Here is a 9457-nt window from a genome sequence, read left to right as displayed (position 1 = left end):
CGGCGGCTCGGCCTCGACGGCCCGCCGGCGACGGCGGTGGTCGACCCGCCGCGGTTCGGCGACCCGGCCGGCGCGGAGATGCGGGGGGAGGCGGCGGCGCTCGGCCTGCGTCCCGAGATCACCTCCGCGCCCACCGAGGGTGGCCGCCTGGTCACCGTCCGGACGGCGGCGCCCGCCGCCGCGGTCACCCCGTCGCACCTGCGGGCCATGGCCGGGCTGACCCTCCAGGTGGTCCGGGAGTTGGCCGGCGACGGCCCCGAGCCGCGGGTGCTCAGCGGCCGGACGTACGTCCTGCGTCGGCCGGCGGCACCCGCGCCACCGCGCCCGGCCGCCGCCCCGCGCAGCGCGGCGGTGACCCTCGACCAGGTGGGCGGCCTCGACGAGGTGGTCGCCCGGTTCCGGGAGATCGCCGTCTCCTTCCGCCATCCGCAGGTCATGGCCCGCTGGGGCGCGCGCCGGCCGCAGGGCATCCTGCTGTACGGGCCGCCCGGCACCGGCAAGACCATGCTGGCCCGGGCCCTCGCCAACGAGATCGGAGCGGACTTCCGGGAGATCCGCACCCCGGAGATCCTGGACAAGTGGCTCGGCGGCTCCGAGCGGAACATCAAGCAGATCTTCCGCGAGGCCCGCCGGTACCGGGAGCCGACCGTGCTCCTCTTCGACGAGTTCGACAGCATCATCAGCTACGCCGGGGCGGGCGGGGACGCCGCCAGCCAGGCGGTCAACGCGGTGGCGGGGATCTTCAAGCAGGAGATGAACACCCTGATCGAGGAGAACCCGAACGTCATCGTGGTGGCCACCACGAACTTCCCGCAGCGGGTGGACGCCTCGCTGATCCGCTCCGGTCGCTTCGACGTGAAGCTCTCCATCCCGCCACCGGACGAGGCCGGCCGGGCCGAGATCATCGCCAAGATGATCCGCGAGCTGGTCGACCGGCACGAGCGCGCCGACTTCCGGATGTTCGACAGCGACGTCGACCCGGCCGAACTGGCCGCGCTCAGCCCCGGGCTGACCGGCGCCGACATCCGCGAGGTGCTGCGCCGGGTGCAGTTGGCCAAGGCGATGCGCGAGGCGACCGGTGGTGCGCCGGTCGGCCCGATCAGCCAGGATGACCTGCGCGAGGGTATCGCCGGGCTGCGCCGCGGCTGACGGTACGCCCGCCGAGGAAGGAGATCCGTGTCGTCCACCCTGCTCTCCCGTCGCGACCTGCGCTTCCTGCTGCACGAGTGGCTGGACGTGACGCGGCTGACCGAGCGGCCCCGCTACGCCGAGCACTCCCGGGACACCTTCGACGCCGTGCTGGAGCTCGCCGAGCAGGTGGCCACCGAGCGGTTCGCGCCGCACAACCGGGCCGCCGACCTCATCGAGCCCACCTTCGACGGCCGGCGCGTGCACACCATCCCGCAGGTCAAGGCCGCCCTCGACGTCTTCGCCGAGACGGGCCTGCTGGCCGCCAGCATGGACGCGTCGGTCGGCGGGATGCAGCTGCCGCACGTCGTCCAGGCGGCCTGCTTTGCCTGGTTCCAGGCCGCGAACGTGGGCACCTCGGCGTACCCGTTCCTCACCCTCGGCAACGCGAACCTGCTGCTGGCGCACGGCAGCGCGGAGCAGATCGACACCTGGGTCCGGCCGATGGTGCAGGGCCGGTTCTTCGGCACCATGTGCCTGTCCGAGCCGCAGGCCGGCAGCTCGCTGGCCGACATCACCACCCGGGCCGAGCCGCAGGACGACGGGACGTACCGGCTCTTCGGCACCAAGATGTGGATCTCCGGCGGGGACCACGAACTGTCGGAGAACATCGTCCACCTGGTGCTGGCCCGGATCCCCGGTGGCCCACCCGGTGTCAAGGGGATCTCGCTGTTCATCGTCCCCAAGGTGCTCGTCGGTGACGACGGCGCCCTCGGCGCCCGCAACGACGTGGTGCTGGTCGGCCTCAACCACAAGATGGGCTACCGGGGCACCACCAACACGTTGCTCAACTTCGGCGAGGGCGTGCACCGTCCCGACGGGCGTCCCGGGGCGGTCGGCCACCTGGTCGGCGAGCCGCACCAGGGCCTGGCGCAGATGTTCCACATGATGAACGAGGCCCGGATCGGGGTGGGCGCGGGCGCGACCGCGCTCGGCTACACCGGCTACCTGAAGTCCCTGGCGTACGCGCGCCAGCGGCCGCAGGGCCGGCCGGTGACCGACAAGGACCCGGGCGCGCCGCAGGTGCCGATCGTCGCCCACCCCGACGTCCGGCGGATGCTGCTGGCCCAGAAGAGCTACGTGGAGGGCGCGCTGGCGCTGGTCCTCTACTGTGGCCGGCTGCTCGACGAGGAGAAGACCGCGCCGCAGGCGGCGGACCGGGAACGGGCGCACCTGCTGCTGGACATGCTCACCCCGATCGCCAAGAGCTGGCCGTCGCAGTGGTGCCTGGCCGCCAACGACCTGGCGATCCAGGTGCACGGCGGGTACGGCTACACCCGCGACTACGACGTCGAGCAGCACTGGCGGGACAACCGGCTGAACCCGATCCACGAGGGCACCCACGGCATCCAGGCGCTGGACCTGCTCGGCCGCAAGGTGACCATGCGCGGCGGGGCCGGGCTGGCGCTGCTGGTCGAGACGGTCCGCGCGACGGTCAGCCGGGCGTGGAAGGCCGAGGGCGAGGCGGCCCGGCTCGCCGCCCCGCTCGGCGCCGCGCTGGACCGGGTCGCCGTGGTCACCCGCCGGCTCTGGAGCACCGGCGACCCGCAGGTGGCGCTGGCGAACGCGAGCCTCTACCTGGAGGCGGTCGGGCACGTGGTGATTGCCTGGATGTGGCTGGAGCAGCTGCTCGCCGTCGAGGCGGCCGGTGGCCCGGGCGACGGCCCGGACGCCGACTTCCACGCCGGCAAGCGGCAGGCCGCCCGGTACTTCTTCCACTACGAGCTGCCCCGCACCGGGCCGCAGTTTGACCTGCTGGAGAGCCTGGACCGGACCACTCTGGAGATGCGCGACGACTGGTTCTGAACCTCGTCTCCTGGCGGGTGGGCGCGTCGGGCCGGCGGCGACGTGGTGCGCGGCCGCCCTATCCTTGCCGGGCGTGAGCTCCGGTGACGCGACGACCTGGGAACCCGCCGACGGGGCGGTGGACCGGCTGGAAACCCTGCGCGGGTGGTGGCGGCTGCCGGCGCCGTCGGGCCGGACCGGCTCCGCAGGGCCGCTCAGGACCCCGTCGAGGCCGTGCCGTCCCCCGGGGCCGCCAGCAGCCGGCCGCGGACCTCGCGGCGCAGGACCTTGCCGATCTGGGAGCGGGGCAGGTCCTCGACCACGACGACCCGACGGGGCACCTTGTAGGCGGTGAGGTGCTGCCGGCACGCCGCGCGGACGCCGGCTGCGTCGGTGTTGCAGTCCTCGTCCAGGACGACCACCGCCACCACCTCCTCCCCGCCGTGCCCGCCCGGCAGGCCGACCGCCGCGGCGTCGCGTACCCCGGACACCTGGCGCAGCGCGTCCTCCACCTCGGACGGGTAGACGTTGAAGCCGCCGGTGATGATCAGCTCCTTGATCCGGTCGACCACCGTGACGAAGCCGTCGGGGTCCATCACCACCACGTCGCCGGTGCGCAGCCAGCCGTCGGGCAGCAGCACCGCCGCCGTCTCCTCCGGCCGCCGCCAGTAGCCGGCGAACACCTGCGGTCCCCGGATCAGCAGCTCGCCAGCCTCGCCGGGGGCGCGGTCGCGGGACGGCTCGTCCGGGTCGACGATGCGGATCTCGGTGGACGGGAAGGGCACGCCGACCGTGCCGGGCCGGCGGGCCGGGGAGACCGGGTTGCCGAGCGCCACCGGGGAGGTCTCCGTCATGCCGTAGCCCTCGACGAGCAGGCCGCCGGTGACCGCCTCCCACACCTGCACGGTCTCGGGGGGCAGCGCCATCGCGCCGGAGATGGCGTAGCGGGCCGAGCTGAGGTCCACCCCGCGTTCCCGGGCGGCGGTGGCGAGCTTCTCGTAGATCGGTGGCACGGCGGGCAGGAAGGTCGGGGGCCGGCGGCGGACCGCGTCGAGGGTCTGGTCGAGGTCGAAGCGGGGGAAGAGCACCAGCGTGGCGCCGATGCTCACCGAGAAGGTCAGGCAGAGCGTCAGCCCGTACGCGTGGAACAGCGGCAGCACCGCGTACACCGTCTCCTCGCCGTCGCGCAGGCCGGGCACCCAGGCGCGGCCCTGCGCGGCGTTGGCCCGCAGGTTGCGGTGGGTGAGGATGGCGCCCTTGGGCGTGCCGGTGGTGCCGCCGGTGTACTGCAGCAGCGCGGTGTCGTCGGGGCCCGGGGCGGGGTGGTCGGCGGCGAGCGGGGCGGTGGCGGCGACCAGGCGCTCCCAGTCGAGCGTCCCCGGTGCCGGCGCGGTCATCGCGGCGCGGGCGGTGCGGGCCCTGGGCAGGGGCAGCCGCAGCGCCCAGCGCTTGAGCCGGGGCAGCGCCCGGGTCAGGTTCACCGCGAGCACCGTCTCGACCGCCGTCGCCCCGGCCGTGCGCCGCACCAGGGGGGCCATCCTGTCCCAGACCACGGCGACGCGGGCGCCGTGGTCGGCGAGCTGGTGGGTGAGCTCCTGCTCGGTGTAGAGCGGGTTGTGCTCCACCACCACCGCGCCGAGCCGCAGCACCGCGTAGAAGGCGACGACGTGCTGCGGGCAGTTCGGCAGCACGAGGGCCACCCGGTCACCCCGGCCGACGCCGAGCCGGCGCAGCGCCTCCGCCGCCCGGGCCACCAGGTCGTTCAGCTCGGCGTACGTGGTGGTGGCGCCGAAGAAGTCCAGCGCGACCCGGGGACCGAACCTGTGCGCGGCGCCGCGCAGCAGGTCGACCAGCGTTTCGTCGGACGGGGCGATCGTCGCCGGCACGTCCGGGGCGTAGCTGCGCAGCCAGGGCCGCTCCGTATTCAGATCCACGTGTGTCCCTCTCGCGGTGGCATCGACGACCTACGCTAGCGTAAGTTACGCGCCGGTAGCCGCCGGCCGGTGGTCGGCGGCTGAGCTGCTTCCGTCCACCGACCTGCCAACGGTCAGGACCACGAGGGTGCCGCGAGCCGCACGCGCGAGCGCGGCAGGCCCGGCGGAACGAGCGGGAGGTGGTGGTGATCGCGGCCCCGCGAGCCGCGCGGGTGATCGATGTCAGCGGCGTCCGGCCGGACGTTGCACCCCTGACGTCCCTTGACCACCGCGAGGACGATCACCGCGACCAGCGCGATCAGTCCGATGATCACCAGCCAGCGGACCGCTTCGAGGAGCAGCCCGAGCAGGATGAGCGCGGCCGCGACGACGCCGACGACCCAGAGCATGGTCCGCATGTCCACCTCCGTGCCTGTGACGCCGCGTCCCCCGCGGCACCGGTGACCTTCCCGGTCCGGCCCGCGCCATGCGGGCGCAACCGAGGGAATGCCTGCTCAGGTGGGGGGCAGAGACCCGTCAGCGCTGGGCGACGTAGACCGTGTTGGCCGACTCCCCGCCGGTGAAGGGGTTGGGGAACGCGACGACGTGCGCCTGCGCGGTGCGGAACACCTCGGCGAGGACCCGCTCGAAGTCGGCGTCCGGCGGGTCGTCCGACCAGAGGGCGAACACCCCGTCGGGGTGCAGGTGGTCGGCGAGCCGGCGCAGCCCGTCGGCGGTGTAGAAGGGGGCGTGGCTGGGGTGCAGCACGTTGCGGGGGGAGTGGTCGACGTCCAGCAGCACGGCGTGGAACCGCCGCCGCGGAGCCTCCGGGTCGAAGCCGGTGCCGTCGGCGACGGCGGCGAAGAAGTCGGCCCGCACGAACCGGGTACGCGCGTCGGCGGCCAGCCCGGCGGCGAAGGGCAGCAGCTCCCGCCGGTGCCAGTCGATGACGTCCTCGATCGCTTCCACCACCAGCAGCGAGCCGACCCGATCGTCGGCCAGCGCGGTGCGGGCGGTGTAGCCGAGGCCGAGGCCGCCGACGACCACGTCGAGGTCCCGCCCGGTCAGCGGGGCCAGCCCGAGCCGGGCCAGCTCGATCTCCGCGACGGGAAAGAGGCTGGACATCAGGAACTCGTCGTCGAGCTTGACCTCGTACACCTCGACGCCGAGCGACGGGTCCCGTCGCCGGCGCAGGCTGATGGCGCCGATCGGGGTCTCCCGCCAGGCCAGTTCCTCAAATCGTGCGCCCACGGGCCCGGATGCTACCGGGTGCCGCCGGGCGCGCCGACGGCCGGCGCGGACCTTCGGCCGCATTCATCCCGCATCGCCGGGTATGCGTTGGGGTTGAGGCCGCCGAGCGGGGGCTGGACAGGGAGACATCACTGTGGCGGAGATGCTGGCCGGACGACTGCACCTGGCGGACCGGGCGCTGCGGATGCAGACACTGCCGGTCCCCGAGCCGGGACGCGGGCAGGTGCGGATCAAGGTCGAGGCGGCCGGGGTCTGCCTCTCCGACGTGCACCTGATCGACGGCACCCTCACCCCGCTCTACCTTCCCGGTGACGTGGTGACGCTCGGCCATGAGGTCGCCGGGGTCGTCGAGGCGCTCGGCGAGGGCGTCGAGGGCTGGGAACCCGGCCAGCGGGTGCTGCTCCAGGCGGGGGAGAGGGATCGGCGCGGCACGGTGTTCACCCGGGGCGTGGACTACGACGGCGGGTGGGCCGAGTACGTCCTGGCCAGCCAGGAGACGGTCGTGCCGATCCCCGACGAGCTGCCCTTCGAACAGGCCTGCATCATCCCCGACGCGGTCTCCACGCCCTGGGCCGCGGTGACCGACACCGGGCGGACCCGGCCGGGGGAGGCCGTCGGCGTCTGGGGGGTGGGCGGCCTCGGCGCGCACGCCGTCCAACTGCTACGCCTCGTCGGCGCCGCCCCGGTGATCGCGGTGGAGCCGCTGCCCGCGGCCCGGGAACGGGCGCTGACCCTCGGCGCGGACGCGGCGCTCGACCCGGCCGACACCGCGTTCCGGGACGCCGTGCTGGAGCTGACCGGCGGGCGGGGGCTGGACGTGGCGTTCGACTTCGCGGGCGTGACCGCTGTCCGCGAGCAGGCCCTCACCGTGCTCGGCCGCCGGGGCCGGCTGGTGCTGGCCGGGATCGCCAACAAGCCGGTCACCATCGCCTCGGACAGCCCGTTCAACTACTTTCAGCAGGCCGTGCTCGGCCACTACGGCTCCGAGGCCGAACACGTCGAGCAGCTGGTGTCGCTGGTCCGGCAGCGGCGGCTGGACCTGAGCGCGTCGATCAGCGACGTGCTGCCGCTGGCCGAGGCGGAGCAGGCGGTGCGGCGGGTGCACACCAAGCAGGGCAACCCGATCCGGCTGATCCTGCGGCCCTGAGCCGCGTCGGGGTCAGGGGTGGGTCGCCACCACGACCGTGTCCAGGGCGTCCACCGTGGAGCCGTCGGGGCGGACCACCGGCCGGCGGGCGGTCTCCGCGCGGGCGACCCGGAGGCCGTCGAGGGCGGCGACGACCGACTCCGGGGTCAGCAAGATCGCCGCGTCCTGCGGCCCGCCGACGCCGTCGGTGAGGTTGGCCCGGTCGTGGCCGACGACGACGATCCGGCCGCCGGGGCGCAGCGCCTCCCGCGCCCGGCCGAGCACGCCGGCCAGGTCGGCGGGGGGCAGGTGCAGGTAGGCGACCAGCGCCAGGTCGTACGCCGCCGGTTCTAGGGGCTCGGCCGTCACGTCCGCGACCCGCCAGTCGACCGGTACGCCCCGGGCGGCCGCCAGCTCCCGGCCCCGGGCCACGGCGACCGGGGAGAAGTCGACCGCGGTCACCTGCCAGCCGCGCCCGGCCAGCCAGACCGCGTTGCGGCCCTCACCGGCGGCCAGGTCCACCGCCCGACCGGGCGGCACGTCGCCCAGCTCCTCGACCACGAACCGGTTCGGCTGGTCGCTCCACACCAGCTCGGGCGCGGCGGCGTAGCGGGCGTCCCAGTCGGCGCTGTCCACGTTGTGCACTCCTTCTCCGGGGCTGGTCGGCCGCTCTACCGGGCCATGGCCGAGCGTAGGATGCGGCAGACCGGTGAGGGGACCCACCGATGCCCGTCGCGGCGGCACCCGGCGACGAGCAGTGCGCCGGCGGCAACCACGACAGCGAGCCCACCCAGGGCGGTCCAGAAGACCGGGTCGCCGCGCAGCTCCGCGGGCAACTGCCCGCCGAGCACGAACGCGCCCATCGCCACGACGAACCAGCCGAACGTCCGGCGCAGCACGTCGGCCGGGATCCGCCCGGCGAGCCGCCCGCCCGCGAGGCTGCCGGCGACGGCGGCGACGGTCACCACCGCGGCGAGCCCCCAGTCGACGGTGACGCCGGAGAGGTACCCGGCCAGGCCGGCGAAGGACTTCATCGCGATCACGACCAGCGAGGTGCCGACCGCGACCGGCATCGGCAGGCCGCCGAGCAGCGCGAGGGCGGGCACCACCAGGAAGCCGCCACCGGCACCGACCAGCCCGGTGACCAACCCGACCACCAGCCCGTCCAGGACGACCCGTGGCACCGGAAGCGGTCCCGGTGCGGCGTCGGCGCCGGTGTCGCGCCGACCCCGGATCATCGCGGTCGCGGTGGCCAGCATCATCAACGCGAACCCGGTCAGCAGGACGCCGGGCGGCACCAGGGCGGCGAGCCGACCCCCGGCGTACGCCCCGGCCATGCCGGCGGCGCCGAAGACCAGGCCGGTGCGCCAGCGGATCCGGCCGCCCCGCGCGTGAGGGAGCACGCCCACCGCGCTGGTCACCCCGACGACCAGCAGCGAGGTGGCGATCGCCTCCCGCACCGGCAGGTCGGCGACGTAGACCAGCAGCGGCACGGCGAGGATCGAGCCGCCACCGCCGAGCAGGCCGAGGCTGACGCCGATGAGCACCGCGCCGACGATGGTGAGGACCAGGCCGGTCACGACCGGCTCGCGGCGGGCGCGCCGTCGCGCAGCTGGCCGACCACGGTGTCGAGGTCGCAGCTGGTTCCCCGGTTGTACGGCAGCTTGCCGAGCAGCATGCCCATCGTGCAGGTGTTCGTCAGCGCGGCGACGGTGAGGCCGGCCCCGATGAAGGCCGCCACCCACTTCAGACCGGGCACGAACACCGAGGCGGCGATGCTGACCAGCACGATGGAACCGGCGACCAGGCGGACCTGCCGCTCCAGGTCCCAGCGGGGTCGGCCCTGGCGGATCGGCGCCCGGCTGGCCTGCCAGGCCAGCATGCCGCCGCCGAGGATCTTCAGGTTCGGCAGCCCCGCCTCGGCGAGGGCCTGCCCGGCCTGGGTGGCGCGGACGCCGGAGCGGCAGATCAGCACGACGTCCTCGTCGAGGTGGTTGCGCAGCTCGTCCCGGTGCTCCCTGAGCAGGTCCAGCGGGACGTTGTACGCGCCCGGAACGTGTGCGGTCTCGAACTCCGCGGGGGTGCGGACGTCCAGCAGGCGGGGCGGCCGGCCGGAGTCGATGAGTTCCCGCAGGGTCGCCGGGTCGATGGTCGCGGGGGCGTGGGGCGTGCTCATGTCTCTCCTCGTTCAGGG

At 74.5% G+C, this 9457-nt stretch carries 9 protein-coding genes; 3 read left to right on the top strand and 6 right to left on the bottom strand.

Annotated elements, in window-relative coordinates; genetic code table 11:
- On the top strand, positions 1-1149 hold a 1149-nt coding region (locus NCC78_RS22080), incomplete at its 5' end, for an ATP-binding protein (RefSeq protein WP_250796747.1).
- A 27-nt stretch (positions 1150-1176) separates the two neighbouring features.
- Positions 1177-2994 carry an acyl-CoA dehydrogenase gene (locus NCC78_RS22075; protein ID WP_250796746.1) on the top strand — a complete coding sequence of 606 codons (1818 nt, stop codon included), beginning with the start codon at positions 1177-1179 and terminating at the stop codon, positions 2992-2994.
- 194 nt (positions 2995-3188) lie between these two features.
- On the opposite strand, the gene NCC78_RS22070 is transcribed toward NCC78_RS22075, so the two are convergent.
- From NCC78_RS22070 to NCC78_RS22060, 3 genes are all read right to left on the bottom strand, one after another.
- On the bottom strand, positions 3189-4907 hold the full coding sequence (locus tag NCC78_RS22070; protein ID WP_250796744.1) for a long-chain-fatty-acid--CoA ligase: 1719 nt from the start codon (positions 4905-4907) through the stop codon (positions 3189-3191).
- A 113-nt stretch (positions 4908-5020) separates the two neighbouring features.
- A complete protein-coding gene (locus NCC78_RS22065; protein WP_250796749.1) occupies positions 5021-5305 on the bottom strand; it encodes a hypothetical protein in 285 nt (94 codons plus the stop codon).
- Between the two features lie 118 nt (positions 5306-5423).
- Positions 5424-6137 carry a polyamine aminopropyltransferase gene (locus NCC78_RS22060; RefSeq protein WP_250796743.1) on the bottom strand — a complete coding sequence of 238 codons (714 nt, stop codon included), beginning with the start codon at positions 6135-6137 and terminating at the stop codon, positions 5424-5426.
- 142 nt (positions 6138-6279) lie between these two features.
- Here NCC78_RS22060 and NCC78_RS22055 point away from each other — a divergent pair, with 142 nt between their 5' ends.
- The gene (locus NCC78_RS22055) at positions 6280-7284 is read left to right on the top strand and encodes a zinc-binding dehydrogenase (RefSeq protein ID WP_250796748.1); all 1005 of its coding nucleotides are present in this window, start codon (positions 6280-6282) and stop codon (positions 7282-7284) included.
- A gap of 12 nt (positions 7285-7296) precedes the next feature.
- Here NCC78_RS22055 and NCC78_RS22050 read toward each other — a convergent pair whose 3' ends face one another.
- Genes NCC78_RS22050 through NCC78_RS22040 form a run of 3 tightly spaced genes read right to left on the bottom strand, consistent with a single transcriptional unit; the run spans position 7297 to position 9439 of the window.
- Positions 7297-7899, bottom strand: a complete 603-nt coding sequence (locus tag NCC78_RS22050) for a class I SAM-dependent methyltransferase (protein ID WP_250796742.1) — start codon at positions 7897-7899, stop codon at positions 7297-7299.
- 35 nt (positions 7900-7934) lie between these two features.
- The gene (locus NCC78_RS22045; protein ID WP_250796741.1) at positions 7935-8843 is read right to left on the bottom strand and encodes a sulfite exporter TauE/SafE family protein; all 909 of its coding nucleotides are present in this window, start codon (positions 8841-8843) and stop codon (positions 7935-7937) included.
- The gene (locus NCC78_RS22040) at positions 8840-9439 is read right to left on the bottom strand and encodes a rhodanese-like domain-containing protein (RefSeq protein WP_250796740.1); all 600 of its coding nucleotides are present in this window, start codon (positions 9437-9439) and stop codon (positions 8840-8842) included. Before NCC78_RS22040 ends, NCC78_RS22045 begins: the two co-directional genes overlap by 4 nt.
- Positions 9440-9457 lie beyond the last annotated feature (18 nt).

The organism is Micromonospora phytophila, from assembly GCF_023656545.1.
In the GTDB taxonomy this organism is placed as follows: Bacteria; Actinomycetota; Actinomycetes; order Mycobacteriales; family Micromonosporaceae; genus Micromonospora; species Micromonospora phytophila.
This window is presented reverse-complemented; position numbering and strand designations above follow the sequence as displayed.